The 12,409-nt window shown below is 46.8% G+C and carries 24 protein-coding genes; all 24 read right to left on the bottom strand.

Features of this window, described 5'->3' with window-relative positions; genetic code table 11:
* Positions 1-13: 13 nt before the first annotated feature.
* The 24 genes from rplO to rpsL all read right to left on the bottom strand — a co-directional run bounded on the left by rplO (position 14) and on the right by rpsL (position 11,952).
* Positions 14-496, bottom strand: a complete 483-nt coding sequence (gene rplO / locus HRI96_RS10020; RefSeq protein ID WP_210117219.1) for a 50S ribosomal protein L15 — start codon at positions 494-496, stop codon at positions 14-16.
* Positions 496-681, bottom strand: coding sequence for a 50S ribosomal protein L30 (gene rpmD, locus HRI96_RS10025; RefSeq protein WP_210117220.1), 186 nt, complete (start codon positions 679-681; stop codon positions 496-498). The genes rplO and rpmD overlap by 1 nt, the downstream gene beginning before the upstream one ends.
* 3 nt (positions 682-684) lie before the next feature.
* Positions 685-1,200 carry a 30S ribosomal protein S5 gene (rpsE, locus tag HRI96_RS10030; RefSeq protein ID WP_210117221.1) on the bottom strand — a complete coding sequence of 172 codons (516 nt, stop codon included), beginning with the start codon at positions 1,198-1,200 and terminating at the stop codon, positions 685-687.
* Between the two features lie 8 nt (positions 1,201-1,208).
* On the bottom strand, positions 1,209-1,571 hold the full coding sequence (rplR, locus tag HRI96_RS10035) for a 50S ribosomal protein L18 (protein ID WP_210117222.1): 363 nt from the start codon (positions 1,569-1,571) through the stop codon (positions 1,209-1,211).
* Between the two features lie 11 nt (positions 1,572-1,582).
* Positions 1,583-2,122, bottom strand: coding sequence for a 50S ribosomal protein L6 (gene rplF, locus HRI96_RS10040; protein ID WP_210117223.1), 540 nt, complete (start codon positions 2,120-2,122; stop codon positions 1,583-1,585).
* A 12-nt stretch (positions 2,123-2,134) separates the two neighbouring features.
* Positions 2,135-2,533 (bottom strand): 30S ribosomal protein S8, encoded by a 399-nt coding sequence (gene rpsH / locus HRI96_RS10045; protein ID WP_210117224.1) that lies wholly within the window; start codon positions 2,531-2,533, stop codon positions 2,135-2,137.
* A 17-nt stretch (positions 2,534-2,550) separates the two neighbouring features.
* The gene (locus HRI96_RS10050) at positions 2,551-2,736 is read right to left on the bottom strand and encodes a type Z 30S ribosomal protein S14 (protein WP_210117225.1); all 186 of its coding nucleotides are present in this window, start codon (positions 2,734-2,736) and stop codon (positions 2,551-2,553) included.
* Between the two features lie 11 nt (positions 2,737-2,747).
* Positions 2,748-3,299 carry a 50S ribosomal protein L5 gene (rplE, locus tag HRI96_RS10055; protein WP_210117226.1) on the bottom strand — a complete coding sequence of 184 codons (552 nt, stop codon included), beginning with the start codon at positions 3,297-3,299 and terminating at the stop codon, positions 2,748-2,750.
* Complete coding sequence (gene rplX, locus HRI96_RS10060; RefSeq protein WP_210117227.1) at positions 3,299-3,613, bottom strand: 50S ribosomal protein L24; 315 nt, start codon at positions 3,611-3,613, stop codon at positions 3,299-3,301. Before rplX ends, rplE begins: the two co-directional genes overlap by 1 nt.
* Positions 3,614-3,625: 12 nt before the next feature.
* Positions 3,626-3,994: a 50S ribosomal protein L14 gene (gene rplN, locus HRI96_RS10065; protein ID WP_210117228.1), complete on the bottom strand. Its 369-nt coding sequence runs from the start codon at positions 3,992-3,994 to the stop codon at positions 3,626-3,628.
* A gap of 11 nt (positions 3,995-4,005) precedes the next feature.
* Positions 4,006-4,278: a 30S ribosomal protein S17 gene (gene rpsQ, locus HRI96_RS10070; protein WP_210117229.1), complete on the bottom strand. Its 273-nt coding sequence runs from the start codon at positions 4,276-4,278 to the stop codon at positions 4,006-4,008.
* A gap of 10 nt (positions 4,279-4,288) precedes the next feature.
* Complete coding sequence (gene rpmC, locus HRI96_RS10075; RefSeq protein ID WP_210117230.1) at positions 4,289-4,501, bottom strand: 50S ribosomal protein L29; 213 nt, start codon at positions 4,499-4,501, stop codon at positions 4,289-4,291.
* Positions 4,502-4,512: 11 nt separating this feature from the next.
* Positions 4,513-4,932 (bottom strand): 50S ribosomal protein L16, encoded by a 420-nt coding sequence (gene rplP, locus HRI96_RS10080; protein ID WP_210117231.1) that lies wholly within the window; start codon positions 4,930-4,932, stop codon positions 4,513-4,515.
* Positions 4,933-4,935: 3 nt separating this feature from the next.
* The gene (rpsC, locus tag HRI96_RS10085) at positions 4,936-5,709 is read right to left on the bottom strand and encodes a 30S ribosomal protein S3 (protein ID WP_210117232.1); all 774 of its coding nucleotides are present in this window, start codon (positions 5,707-5,709) and stop codon (positions 4,936-4,938) included.
* Position 5,710: 1 nt separating this feature from the next.
* A complete protein-coding gene (rplV, locus tag HRI96_RS10090) occupies positions 5,711-6,067 on the bottom strand; it encodes a 50S ribosomal protein L22 (protein WP_210117233.1) in 357 nt (118 codons plus the stop codon).
* Between the two features lie 12 nt (positions 6,068-6,079).
* Positions 6,080-6,379: a 30S ribosomal protein S19 gene (rpsS, locus tag HRI96_RS10095; RefSeq protein WP_210117234.1), complete on the bottom strand. Its 300-nt coding sequence runs from the start codon at positions 6,377-6,379 to the stop codon at positions 6,080-6,082.
* Between the two features lie 17 nt (positions 6,380-6,396).
* Complete coding sequence (rplB, locus tag HRI96_RS10100; RefSeq protein WP_210117235.1) at positions 6,397-7,221, bottom strand: 50S ribosomal protein L2; 825 nt, start codon at positions 7,219-7,221, stop codon at positions 6,397-6,399.
* Between the two features lie 31 nt (positions 7,222-7,252).
* On the bottom strand, positions 7,253-7,537 hold the full coding sequence (locus HRI96_RS10105; protein ID WP_210117236.1) for a 50S ribosomal protein L23: 285 nt from the start codon (positions 7,535-7,537) through the stop codon (positions 7,253-7,255).
* Complete coding sequence (gene rplD / locus HRI96_RS10110) at positions 7,537-8,178, bottom strand: 50S ribosomal protein L4 (RefSeq protein ID WP_210117237.1); 642 nt, start codon at positions 8,176-8,178, stop codon at positions 7,537-7,539. Before rplD ends, HRI96_RS10105 begins: the two co-directional genes overlap by 1 nt.
* Before the next feature lie 18 nt (positions 8,179-8,196).
* Complete coding sequence (gene rplC / locus HRI96_RS10115; RefSeq protein ID WP_210117238.1) at positions 8,197-8,817, bottom strand: 50S ribosomal protein L3; 621 nt, start codon at positions 8,815-8,817, stop codon at positions 8,197-8,199.
* A gap of 76 nt (positions 8,818-8,893) precedes the next feature.
* Complete coding sequence (rpsJ, locus tag HRI96_RS10120) at positions 8,894-9,202, bottom strand: 30S ribosomal protein S10 (protein ID WP_210117239.1); 309 nt, start codon at positions 9,200-9,202, stop codon at positions 8,894-8,896.
* Between the two features lie 71 nt (positions 9,203-9,273).
* Positions 9,274-10,461: an elongation factor Tu gene (gene tuf, locus HRI96_RS10125; protein ID WP_210117240.1), complete on the bottom strand. Its 1,188-nt coding sequence runs from the start codon at positions 10,459-10,461 to the stop codon at positions 9,274-9,276.
* 633 nt (positions 10,462-11,094) lie between these two features.
* Positions 11,095-11,565 (bottom strand): 30S ribosomal protein S7, encoded by a 471-nt coding sequence (rpsG, locus tag HRI96_RS10130; protein ID WP_210117241.1) that lies wholly within the window; start codon positions 11,563-11,565, stop codon positions 11,095-11,097.
* Between the two features lie 12 nt (positions 11,566-11,577).
* Positions 11,578-11,952 (bottom strand): 30S ribosomal protein S12, encoded by a 375-nt coding sequence (rpsL, locus tag HRI96_RS10135; RefSeq protein WP_210117242.1) that lies wholly within the window; start codon positions 11,950-11,952, stop codon positions 11,578-11,580.
* Between the last annotated feature and the right edge of the window lie 457 nt (positions 11,953-12,409).

A 12,409-nucleotide genomic window follows, 5' to 3' on the forward strand; every position in this document is an offset into this window, starting at 1 on the left:
GTTACTCCGTTGCTTATTTTTTTTCTTCAGATTTTTTCTCTGAATCCTTTACCGTAACTGTTCCGCCGGCTTTTTCAATTTTCGCTTTTGCGGAAGCGGAAACCTTATCCACGTTAACCGAAAGTTTTTTCGTAAGCTCTCCGTCGCCGAGGATCTTTACCGAATAAGCGGATTTTCCGATCAATCCCTTGTCGATCAGGGTTTCCCTGCTCACAGTTTCGCCTTCGCCGTATTTCGCTTCGATTTCCGATAAATTAAAGACCGCGTATTCCTTTTTAAAAAGGGCGTTCGAAAAACCTCTGTTAGCGATACGGCGGTACAAGGGCATTTGGCCGCCTTCAAATCCGATATAGGTTTTCCCGCCGGAACGCGACTGCTGTCCCTTATTGCCGCGCCCTGCCGTAGTACCGCGGCCAGAAGATGAACCTCGGCCGACTCTTCTATCTTTTTTATTTGCGCCCTCGGGAGCGTTCAAAACAGGATTGTAATCCGCCATTATTTCACCTCTTCAACTTTTACTATATGAGAAACGCTTGCTATCATTCCACGTATAGAGGCATTGTCTTCATGTATCGCGCTTGAACTGATTCTTCTTAAGCCGAGACTCCTCACCGTAGCGACCTTATCTTTTTTTTGCCCGATCGTACTTCTGATAAGAGTAACTTTGATCTTCTTTGCCATAAATTACCCCCACAACTCGGCCAGAGTCTTGCCTCTGTTAGCCGCTACAGTGCGCGCGTCAAGCATTTTTGCTATTGCATTGAAAGTCGCACGCACAACGTTTACCGAAGCGCTCGAACCGATCGACTTTGAAAGCACGTCGGTTGCGCCGGCGGCGTCCAAAACCGCACGCACCGTACCGCCGGCAATAATACCGGTACCGGAACACGCAGGTTTAAGCAGCACGGAAGAACTCTTGTATTTGCCGATAATTTCATGAGGAATGGTTCCGTTTTTTATGGGCAAAGTTATGAGGTTCCTTTTAGCCTTATCTATACTCTTTTTAATAGCTTCGCTTACGTCGTTGGCCTTTCCTAAACCGTAACCGACTCGTCCCTTTCTGTCGCCGACAACGGTCAGCGCCGCAAACGACATGCGCCGTCCGCCTTTTACGGTCTTCGCAGTGCGGTTAAGAGTAACGAGTTTTTCAATGAACTCTTTTTCTCTGGGGTCCTTATCAACATTTTTCCGATGTTCCATAGCCTCTCCTAGAATACGATCCCGGCTTTACGGGTTCCGTCAGCAAGGGCTTTAATAACACCGTGATAAAGATAACCGTTCCGGTCAAAAACTACCGTAGTAATTTTTTTATCTTTAAGGCGTGCCCCAAAAGCTTCTCCAAGTTTTGCAGCTCCGTCCGTATTGGGCTTAAGAGCGGCAAAATCCTTTTCAAGTGTGGAAATTGAAGCAAGGGTTTTTCCCTCATCATCATCAATTACCTGAACATAAAGATTACAATTGCTGCGGGTCACAGTCATGCGCGGACGAAGAGCCGTTCCGTAAACGGATTTACGGATATGGATCTTTCTATGCAGACGTTTTCTTCTTTTATCGTCAAGTTTCTTTAACATATCGCTTCACCTTATTTAACACCGGTCTTACCGACTTTGCGTCTGATGACTTCAGTAGAATAACGAATTCCCTTTCCCTTGTAAGGTTCGGGTTTACGTAATTTACGAATCTGAGCGCTGAATTCTCCGACCTGCTGCTTGCTTATGCCGGAAACGGTAACCTGCCCCTGTGCGTCGGCCGTCACCGTAAGACCGTCCGGGATCATCGCAACAAAGTCGTTGGAATAGCCCAAGTTCATAACGAGCGTTTTTCCCTGCACTTCAGCGCGGTAACCTACGCCTGTTATGACAAGCGTTTTTGAAAAGCCCTTCGAAACGCCTATGACCATGTTATGGATCAGGTTACGGTACAGCCCGTGTGCGGCATTTGCAGCCTTCGTTTCTTCCAGCGGCGTCACCAACACCTCGTTTCCCTTAACTTCGATAGAAACGTTATTCGTATAATCCTGTTTCAATTCACCCTTAGGCCCCTTTACGGTAACCAAAGAAGGAGCGACGTTTACGCTTACGCCCTCGGGAATAGCTACAGGAAGTTTACCAAGTTTTGACATGTCGTACTCCTATTACCAAACCTTACAGACGAGCTCGCCGCCCACCATCTTCTCTCTAGCCTTACGAACAGTGGTAACGCCGGAAGATGTTGAAACGATAACTATGCCGTAGCCGTTAAAAACACGCGGCATATCTTTATAACCCGAATAAACGCGGCGTCCGGGCGTTGAAATTTTTTCAAGTCCGTGAATTACCGAACCGTTTTGATCGTCATATTTTAAGAATATGCGGATCACACTGTGGCCTTCTTCCTGAACCTTTTTAAAGTTTTTGATAAACCCTTCGGTTTTCAGGATTTTCACGATTTCCAACTTTAATTTGGAAGCGGGAATGTCTACCTTTTCGTGGCGGGCCTGTGCCGCATTCCGGATCTTTGTAAGCATATCTGCTACGGGATCTGATGCACTCATTTTACTCTCCTACCACGCTACCAGCTGGATTTAATGACGCCGGGCAATAAGCCTTGGCTTGCATATTTACGAAAACAAATTCTGCACATCTTGAATTTCCGCAGATAGCCTCTTGCCCTGCCGCAAAGCGGACACCGGTTATATCTGCGTGTGCTGTACTTAGGCGTACGGGATGCCTTTATCATCATTGATTTTTTAGCCATGAACTCCTCACTTATTTACGGAAGGGCATGTTGAACTTGGCAAGCAGAGCACGGGCTTCACTATCCGTTCTGGCACTAGTTACAATAGCAACGTTTAATCCGGAAATTTTAGCGATCTTATCGAAATCGATCTCCGGAAAAATTATTTGCTCTGTAATACCAAGAGAAAAATTTCCGTGACCGTCAAAGCCGGTAGCTTTGATTCCGCGGAAATCCTTGACACGCGGCAGAGCGACATTGATAAGTCTGTCGAGGAACTCATACATGATGTTTCCTCGGAGCGTTACCATTACGCCTACCTCATTGCCCTCACGAAGCTTGAAGTTCGCAATACTTTTCCTCGCCTTTGTTTTTACAGCTTTCTGACCGGTTATTTGGGTAAGGTCGTCAAGCGCGGCATCAAGGAGTTTCTTATTTGTGAGAGCTTCGCCTACACCCATGCTGACAACTACCTTTTTTACGGCGGGTATCTGCATGACTGAAGTATAGCCGAGCTCTTTAAAAAGCTCTGGCGCGATAGTGTCCTTATAGACTTTCTTAAGCCGGGGTACGTAATTATCCATTACAGTGCTTCTCCACTTTTGCGGCTGACACGAATTTTCTTGTCGCCTTCAATCTTATATCCGACTCTCGTCGGGTTACCTTTTTTGTCAACGACTGCAACATTGGAAATATGCAGCGGCGCTTCAATTTCGGCGATACCGCCCTGATCCTGCTGAGAGCGTTTTTTCATTGCTTTTTTAACAATGTTTATGCCCGACACGATCACCGCATCTTTTTTAGGAATGATGCGGACAACGGTTCCGCGTTTACCTTTGTCTTTACCTGCAAGCACTTGAACCGTATCGTCCTTACGGATTTTATATTTTTTGTCCATAGTCAATATTCCTTACAAAACTTCCGGAGCAAGCGAGATTATCTTCATGTAATCCAAATCGCGCAGCTCGCGGGCGACGGGTCCGAAAATGCGCTTGCCCTTGGGATTCTTATTTTCGTCTACGATGACGCAAGCGTTATCGTCAAAACGGATATAAGTTCCGTCCGGACGGCGGTATTCTTTTGCCTGGCGGACAATAACGGCCTTTTCAACGGAACCCTTTTTTATAGTAGACGTAGGAATCGCTTCTTTTACGGCTACGACAACAATGTCACCGATTCCGGCATAGCGGCGGTGAGATCCGCCGATGACCTTAATACACTGGACGATTTTTGCGCCGGAGTTGTCAGCGACGGTCATGTTTGACTGCATCTGAATCATAGTTTTTCTCCTTATTTAGCGCGTTCAACGATCTCGGCCAAACGCCAGCACTTATCCTTGCTCAAGGGGCGGCATTCCACAATACGGACCGTATCACCGATATGGGCGTCATTTTTTTCATCATGAGCCTTATATTTTTTAGTCCACGTAACATATTTTTTGTAAAGCTGATCCATTCGTTTTGTAGAAACGGTGACGACTATCGTCTTATCCATCTTATCGCTTGTGACAAGTCCTACAAAAGAACGTTTCGACGCTTTGGCTTTTACAGCTTGTTCTTCCACGGCTCAGCTCCTACTTATTCTCTCCGGCAAGTTCTTTTTGCCGGATAAACGTATTCAAGCGGGCGATCTCTCGGCGCATAGTACGTTTTTGCATCGGATTATCAACATGGGAAATGATCATCTGAAAACGCAAATCCATGTATTTCTTTTTCTGCTCTGTAAGCTGATTTACCAATTCAGCATAAGACAGTTCTTTGTCTGTTTTTTTTGTCGACTTTGCCATCTTATACCTCCTTAATCTTTTGTAGGCTTATAAGCAATTTTTGTTTTTATGGGCAATTTACTTGCCGCAAGCTTTAAAGCGTCGGCAGCAAGCCCCTTTTCGATTCCGCCTATTTCAAACAGTATCATGCCCGGCTTTATGTTCGCAGCCCAAAATTCAGGAGCGCCTTTTCCTTTACCCATACGGGTTTCGGCAGGCTTCCGTGAAATCGGCTTATCCGGAAAGACGCGAATCCAAACCTGTCCGGCGCGATTTATCTTACGGTTGATCGCAACACGGGCAGCTTCGATATGAGTCGCACGCAGCCAGACGGGATCCATGGCCACAAGCGCGACGTCTCCAAAATCAATATTATTATCGCGCGTAGCAAAACCGTGTTGTCTGCCGCGCTGCACCTTACGGTGAATTACTCTTTTAGGACTAAGTGGCATAGACTAACTCCTTGAAGCCTTGTCCGCGTTTTCGGCGCCTTTTTCGACGGAGGTTTCACCGTCTTGTCCGGTCGCATTTGCACGGGCAGGTCTTTCACGCCGAGGCTTTCGGACAAGCTGTCCTGCGTCTTCGTTCTGCTCATGACCATAATTCATGCCGTTGTACACCCAAACTTTTACGCCTATTTTGCCGTAAGTAGTGAGAGCTTCAAAGACACCATAGTCGATATCCGCACGAAGAGTGTGAAGAGGAACTCTTCCTTCCTTCTGCTCTTCGCTCCGCTTCATTTCGGCGCCGCCGAGACGTCCGGCCAAGCGGATCTTTATACCCTGAGCGCCGGCTCTCATAGCGTTGCTCGTCGCCTGCTTCATAGCTTTACGGAATGAAGCGCGACCCATCATTTGACGGCCTACATTTTGCGCAATCAAAGAAGCGTTGACGTCGGCGCGTTTGATCTCTTTTATCTTTATCTGCACCTTCTTTGTCAGCTGCTTTTGAATGTCCGTACTGATCTTTTCGATCGTAGCGCCTTTTACACCGATAATTACTCCCGGGCGGGCCGTGTGAATCACGATGGTAACCCGCTGAGGATGACGAATGATCTCAATCTGTGCGATGTCCGCATTTTTACATTCCGGAAACTCGGAGATCATTTTTCTGATCTTCATGTCTTCCAAAACCAGGTCTGCATATTCACGGGGAGATGCATACCAGCGGGACTGCCATGTCTTGTTGATTCCAAGACGTAAACCGATAGGACTAACTTTCTGACCCACTTTATTCCTCCGCCTTTTCGTCAACGACCACTGTAATATGACACATGCGTTTTAAAAGCTGATCGGCGCGGCCGCGCGCACGGAACCAAACTCTTTTCAGTCTAGGGCCTTCGTCAATACGAATTTCCTTAACGAACAGCATGTCTTCATCCAGTTTGTTGTTAGCATTCAGCGCATTGGCCACCGCAGACTTCAACGTGCCGCGGATAAGTTCCGCGCCTTTCTGCGGCATATTCTCAAGAATCGCCATCGCCTTCGAACAGGACTTTTGATTGATCACATGCGCTACAGGACGAACTTTAGTAGGAGATGCGATCAGGAATTTTGCAGTGGCTACATAACCTTTCTTTACAGTCATAATATCCACCTATTATTTAGCTGCCGGAGCCGCGCCGGCGCTAGCTTTTTTATCAGTACCACCATGTCCGCGGAATATACGCGTAGGAGCAAACTCGCCGAGCTTGTGCCCGACAAGGTTTTCCGTGATATAAACCGGAATCCATGTTTTTCCGTTATAGACGGAAATCGTATTGCCAACCATTTCAGGGATGATTGTAGAGCAGCGGGAATATGTCTTTATCATCTTCCTGTCAGACTCTTTATTCATTTCCGTAACCTTTTTATACAGGCTCTTTTCAACAAAAGGGCCTTTTTTAACAGATCTTGACACTATTAACTCCTATACAACTATTTCTTCCGACGCGAAACGATAAATCTGTCCGACGTCTTCCGCTTGTTGCGGGTTTTATAGCCTTTGCAAGGCTGTCCCCAAGGAGTAACGGGGTTACGTCCCTTACCTCTGCCTTCACCGCCGCCGAGCGGATGATCCACAGGGTTCATCGCCATACCGCGCACGGAAGGACGAATTCCGAGCCACCTTGAATGTCCGGCTTTACCCAGCTGAACATTCATGTGGTCTTCATTTCCTACCACGCCGATCGTAGCATAGCATTTTCCGTTTACGCGGCGGAGTTCGCTTGACGGCAGGCGGAGAGTTACATAGTCTCCTTCCTTCGCCGCGACCTGCGCGCTTGCGCCTGCGGACCTGGCCAACTGCCCGCCGCGGCCTATCGTCAATTCAATATTATGCACGGTAAAACCCACAGGAATTACCGAAAGCGGAAGCGCGTTTCCCACGGAAGGATCCGCATTTTCTCCGGACATTATCTTTTGCCCTACGGTCAAACCTTTAGGCGCAATAATATAACGCTTGTCGCCGTCGGCATAGAAAATCAATGCGATATTCGCACTCCTGTTCGGATCGTATTCTATAGTCTTGACGGTTCCCGGAATTCCGTGTTTGTCGCGTCTAAAATCAATATCACGGTATCTGCGCTTGTGTCCGCCCCCCTGATGACGTACGGAAATACGTCCTCCGGCGCCGCGTCCTCCGTAAGACTTTCTGCCCGACACCAGAGTTTTTTCCGGCTTGTCGGCAGTCAGTTCATCCTTTCGCAGGTCAACACGTGTTCGGGTCCCTGCGGTGACCGGCTTAAAAATTTTCAGAGCCATATCTGATTCCCCTTAATTCGCAGTCTAAGGCTTAAGCGCCTTCGAACACCTTAATCGTCTCGCCGTGTGCTATGCGCACTACGGCTTTTTTATAAGAAGACGTACGCCCGGGTCTGCCCCGAAGGCGTTTAATCTTTCCCATCACATTCATCGTCGTACAGCCTATAACTTTTACACTGAAAAGTTTTGAAACCGCATCCTTAACCTGTGTTTTAGTAGCATCGGAACGCACAATAAATACATATTTATCCTGTTCGCGCAATGCATTTGCCTTTTCGGAAATAACAGGCTTTATAATAACGTCTTCGTTAAACATTATTCAGCCTCCTTTTCGTCAGCATTGTAAAACTGTGAAATATTTTTCGCAGCCGTTTCAAGCAAAATGACTTTGCGTCCGTAAAACAAGTCGTGCGCACGCAATCGGTTATAAGAAAGGAAGTATAAATTGGGAATATTGTTTCCGGCCTGCTTTATCTTTGCGTCATCATCTTTAAGGATGATAACAGTCCTTTCATTTTTGGCAAAATTATCAAGAATTTTTACCAAATCCTTTGTCTTTCCGCTTTCTACGGTAAAATCTTCCACCACGGTGAGCCTGTCGCTCTGCGCCTGAAGGCTCAAAATCGACTTCATCGCCAAGCGCTTTGCTTTTTTAGGGATGGAATAGCTGAAATCTCTCGGTTTCGGGCCAAATATAACGCCGCCGCCGACTAAAAGCGGAGATTTTTTATCGCCGCGCCGGGCACGCCCGGTGCCTTTTTGTTTATACGGCTTTGCATTGCTGCCGTGCACTTCGGAACGGCCCTTTGTGCAAGCCGTGCCCACGCGCTTATTTGCCAGTTCATTATTGATGGCATAGTAAATGACATCCTCATTCACAGGAAGACCGAACACTTTATCATCAAGCATAATAGTGCGCAGCTCTTTACCATCGACAGAATAGACTTTCTTTTCCATAATTATCTTCCTCCGTCGTTATTTCTTTACCGCGGACTTGACGATCAGCGTACAGTCTTTATTCCCGGGTACCGCCCCGCGAACCATAATAACTTTCAATTCAGGATCAACTTTAATGATCTTAAGATTTTGCACCGTGACTTTTTCAGAACCCATGCGACCGGGGAGCTTCGTGTTCTTAAAACAATGCCCGGGTGTTGTGGAATGCCCCGTACCGCCCGGCTCTCGATGAAATTTGGAACCGTGCGTAGCGCGTCCGCCGTGGAATCCCCACCGCTTCATTACGCCGGCAAAACCCTTGCCCTTAGAAGTCGCACTCACGTCAAGAAAACGTGTTTTTTCAAACAGTTCAAGACCTACAAGGTCTCCTACTTTTACGTCATTGTCAAAATCGCGAAATTCTTTTAAATAACGTTTCGGTGAAATATTTTCAGGAAACTGTCCGGCATATGCCTTGCTGGCCTTTGAAGACTTAATATCTTCAAGACCCAAAACTACGGCATCATACCCGTTGGTTTCTTTTGTCTTTGTGGAAACAACCACATTAGGTTCGACGTGGATCACGGTTACTGGTATAAGATTACCGCTTTCGTCAAAAACCTGGGTCATCCCCACTTTTTTTGCAATCAGACCTTTCATTCTGATGTTCTCCTTAAACAATTTACGGCCGTCATCCCAGATCCGGAGGACCGATACCGTTTAAAAGCAATAAAAACTACTGCTTGATTTCCACATCCACACCGGCAGGCAATTCCAGTTTCATCAACGAATCCATAACATCGGACGTCGGTTCAAGAATATCGATAAGGCGCTTGTGCGTACGCATTTCAAACTGCTCACGTGATTTTTTATTTACATGAGGAGAACGCAATACGGTAACCTTATTTATCCTGGTAGGAAGCGGTATCGGGCCCGAGACCTTTGCGCCCGCTTTCTGCACAGTCTGCACGATGGCTTTTGCACTCTGATCGATCAACTCAACATCGAAAGCGCGGAGTCTGACACGAATCTTTCCGTTAGCCATTATTCCTCCAATGGATTTGAAATAGAGCCTGCAGCTTAAAAGCCGCAGGCATTATCTATAACAAAACCGGACTATTCTATTACTTTAGTAACCTGACCGGAAGCGATCGTACGACCGCCTTCACGAATAGCAAGCTTAAGACCTTCATCCATAGCGATCGGGTGGATCAATTCGCCGATAATCTTTACATTATCGCCGGGCTTTACCATATCCGTTCCCGCTTCGAGCGTTACCGTTCCGGTAATATCCGTCGTGCGGAAATAGAACTGAGGCCTATAGCCTGAGAAGAACGGGCTGTGGCGTCCGCCTTCTTCCTTGGACAGAACATAAATCTGCGCTTCGAATTTCGTGTGAGGATGAATGGATCCGGGCTTTGCAAGAACCTGGCCGCGTTCCACGTCTTTCTTTTCAATACCGCGCAAAAGAACGCCTACGTTGTCTCCCGCAATACCCTGATCGAGCGTCTTTTGGAACATTTCGATACCGGTTACGGTTGACTTCTGCGTCGGGCGGATACCTACGATTTCAACTTCGTCGTTCATGTTTACAACGCCGCGCTCTACGCGTCCAGTTACAACGGTTCCTCGTCCGGAAATAGTGAAAATGTCTTCGATCGGCATAAGGAACGGTTTTGCTTCGTCACGAATCGGATCGTCAAACCACGTGTCCATAGCCGTGAGCAGTTCTTCGATGCAGGCGGTGTTTTCAGCCTTGTCGCTTTCGTTCAAAGCCTTAAACGCGGAACCTTTTATGATCGGAGTTTCCGCGGCAAAGCCGTATTCTTTAAGAGTGTCTTTTACTTCTTCAACTACCAATTCAAGAAGATCCGGATCATCCACCTGATCAACCTTGTTCAGGAAAACGATGATCTTCGGAACGCCTACCTGACGAGCCAACAGCAAGTGTTCGCGCGTCTGGGGCATAACGGAATCGGGAGCGGAAACGACGAGAACGGCTCCGTCCATCTGAGCTGCGCCGGTGATCATGTTTTTGATATAGTCGGCGTGTCCGGGACAGTCGATGTGCGCGTAGTGTCGTTTGTCCGACTGATATTCAAGGTGGCGCGTATTGATCGTAATACCGCGCTCTTTTTCTTCCGGAGCGTTATCAATTTCATCATACTTAAGCGCGTGATCACCGTATTTTTTTGCACAATACTGTGTGATTGCTGCAGACAAAGTAGTCTTACCATGGTCAACGTGACCGATGGTTCCAACGTTCATGTGGGGCTTAGTTCTAACGAACTTCTCCTTCGCCATGTTTTTCTCCTTGCCGGACTATCCTCTTTGCCGGCATACATAATTTTATGTGATGCACTTTAAGCCAGAACATGACGGTTTTCTGACGAAAACGCCATATTCGCATACACACTTAAATCGGTTAATGCCTGTGAGATGATTTTAGAGTTGGAAACGGAACAGAAATTAATCTCGCACGACATTCCATCTATTCGGAATATCAATGGCCGGCACCACCTATCACCATCAAACTTAACCGCCTGACGACTGGTCTGGCATCCATGAGCCTGACGTCCACATATTACGGACCTGTCAGAAACCCTTAATGTCATCAATCATCTTTACGGATCCCGCCGACGGCGGAATCAGCACATTAAAGGGTCGTACAAACCTGAAAATTGAAAAAACAATTAACTTTACGGCTGCACCGGGCTTAACACCCGCCTGACTCTCAAAGAACCCTGCTGCAATGTCATAAAATGAAATTTGCAGTGAAATTATTTATACACTTTTTATAATTAAATTGCAATAGCAAAGTTAAAAAATATCAAAAAAAAGCACCTTTAAGAGTCAATTTTAAAATTCTCAAAGGTGCCGTATTACAAAAATAACTGAATTTTCAAGCGACGAACTTTTAGTCCTAATCGCCGAAAACTACCATCTGTAATGGGCAAAGGCCTTGTTAGCCTCAGCCATTTTATGAGTGTCTTCTTTTTTCTTAAACGCAGTGCCGGTGTTGTTAAAAGCGTCAAACAATTCAAGAGCTAACGTGTCGGCCATTCCGTGTCCGCTTCTTGAACGGGCGGCCGTGATCACCCAACGCATAGCCAAGGCTTCACGTCTGGAATCACGGATTTCTACGGGAACCTGATATGTAGCGCCCCCGACGCGGCGCGACTTTACTTCTACGACTGGTTTTACGTTGTCGATCGCCTTTAAAAATACTTCCAAAGGCTCCGCTTCGGTCTTTGCTTTCAGCTTATCCAAGGCTTCGTACACGATTCTGGTACACGACGCTTTTTTTCCGTCCAACATCATACGGGTTATAAATTTAGAAATAACTACGCTGTTGTATTTTGCATCCGGCAATATCGGACGGTCGATAGTTTTTTTATGTCTTCCCATCTTTACACTCCTTTATGCCTTAGGCTTTTTTGCGCCGTATTTCGAACGGCCGCGCTTGCGATCTTCAACGCCCAAAGCGTCTTTCGCACCGCGGATGATATGATAACGAACGCCCGGCAGATCCTTTACACGGCCGCCGCGGATTAAAACCACAGAGTGTTCCTGCAAATTATGTCCGATTCCCGGAATATATGCAGTAACTTCTATTCCATTGCACAAACGAACGCGGGCTACCTTGCGGAGAGCCGAATTCGGTTTTTTGGGCGTGACTGTCATAACACGGGTGCATACGCCGCGTTTTTGCGGACAGGACTCAAGCGCGGGAGATTTGGTTCTGTTTGCAGCAGTTCTACGTCCTTGACGAATTAATTGATTAATTGTAGGCATCGGCCTATTCTCCTCTATAATTGTTGCCGGTCAGCACTCCGGGCAAAATTTCAAACCTTAGTTTGAAAGACACCGCAAATAAGCGCGGCGCTTTTAACTTAGACCGCCGAAACGGCGCAGTCGGTTAAAATTCAGGTTTTATATATTACAAAATTCACGAAACGTAAGTCAAGCCTTTTGAAAGGCAGGTTCCGCAAATACTTAAGGACATCTCGAAAAACTCACCTTCAGCGATTTCTTCGAAGTTTCGACGAGTTATAATATGCTTTCAGCGAGAAGTCCGTTCGCTACGCTCACTTACGAGTTTGCATCGCAAACTCGCTGTGTATGCCGCGGTCGAGCTTTTAGAGCAAAATTCTCTAAGCATAACGCTCGAAGCGTCACGCGGCCGGAACCTCGCCTCCGCACCTCGTTTTCAAAACTCGCCATTCAGTTTACATACTAAAGGGTTGGAAAA

This window comes from Treponema parvum (genome assembly GCF_017893945.1).
Classification (GTDB): domain Bacteria; phylum Spirochaetota; class Spirochaetia; order Treponematales; family Treponemataceae; genus Treponema_D; species Treponema_D parvum_A.

Bases quoted from the DNA above. Each gene is read 5' to 3' on its own strand.
- rplO (WP_210117219.1), bottom strand. From the start codon at position 496: ATGGCGGATTACAATCCTGTTTTGAACGCTCCCGAGGGCGCAAATAAA.
- rpmD (WP_210117220.1), bottom strand. From the start codon at position 681: ATGGCAAAGAAGATCAAAGTTACTCTTATCAGAAGTACGATCGGGCAA.
- rpsE (WP_210117221.1), bottom strand. From the start codon at position 1,200: ATGGAACATCGGAAAAATGTTGATAAGGACCCCAGAGAAAAAGAGTTC.
- rplR (WP_210117222.1), bottom strand. From the start codon at position 1,571: ATGTTAAAGAAACTTGACGATAAAAGAAGAAAACGTCTGCATAGAAAG.
- rplF (WP_210117223.1), bottom strand. From the start codon at position 2,122: ATGTCAAAACTTGGTAAACTTCCTGTAGCTATTCCCGAGGGCGTAAGC.
- rpsH (WP_210117224.1), bottom strand. From the start codon at position 2,533: ATGAGTGCATCAGATCCCGTAGCAGATATGCTTACAAAGATCCGGAAT.
- HRI96_RS10050 (WP_210117225.1), bottom strand. From the start codon at position 2,736: ATGGCTAAAAAATCAATGATGATAAAGGCATCCCGTACGCCTAAGTAC.
- rplE (WP_210117226.1), bottom strand. From the start codon at position 3,299: ATGGATAATTACGTACCCCGGCTTAAGAAAGTCTATAAGGACACTATC.
- rplX (WP_210117227.1), bottom strand. From the start codon at position 3,613: ATGGACAAAAAATATAAAATCCGTAAGGACGATACGGTTCAAGTGCTT.
- rplN (WP_210117228.1), bottom strand. From the start codon at position 3,994: ATGATTCAGATGCAGTCAAACATGACCGTCGCTGACAACTCCGGCGCA.
- rpmC (WP_210117230.1), bottom strand. From the start codon at position 4,501: ATGGCAAAGTCGACAAAAAAAACAGACAAAGAACTGTCTTATGCTGAA.
- rplP (WP_210117231.1), bottom strand. From the start codon at position 4,932: ATGCCACTTAGTCCTAAAAGAGTAATTCACCGTAAGGTGCAGCGCGGC.
- rplV (WP_210117233.1), bottom strand. From the start codon at position 6,067: ATGACTGTAAAGAAAGGTTATGTAGCCACTGCAAAATTCCTGATCGCA.
- rplB (WP_210117235.1), bottom strand. From the start codon at position 7,221: ATGGCTCTGAAAATTTTTAAGCCGGTCACCGCAGGGACCCGAACACGT.
- HRI96_RS10105 (WP_210117236.1), bottom strand. From the start codon at position 7,537: ATGTTTAACGAAGACGTTATTATAAAGCCTGTTATTTCCGAAAAGGCA.
- rplD (WP_210117237.1), bottom strand. From the start codon at position 8,178: ATGGAAAAGAAAGTCTATTCTGTCGATGGTAAAGAGCTGCGCACTATT.
- rplC (WP_210117238.1), bottom strand. From the start codon at position 8,817: ATGAAAGGTCTGATTGCAAAAAAAGTGGGGATGACCCAGGTTTTTGAC.
- rpsJ (WP_210117239.1), bottom strand. From the start codon at position 9,202: ATGGCTAACGGAAAGATTCGTGTCAGACTCCGCGCTTTCGATGTTGAG.
- tuf (WP_210117240.1), bottom strand. From the start codon at position 10,461: ATGGCGAAGGAGAAGTTCGTTAGAACTAAGCCCCACATGAACGTTGGA.
- rpsG (WP_210117241.1), bottom strand. From the start codon at position 11,565: ATGGGAAGACATAAAAAAACTATCGACCGTCCGATATTGCCGGATGCA.
- rpsL (WP_210117242.1), bottom strand. From the start codon at position 11,952: ATGCCTACAATTAATCAATTAATTCGTCAAGGACGTAGAACTGCTGCA.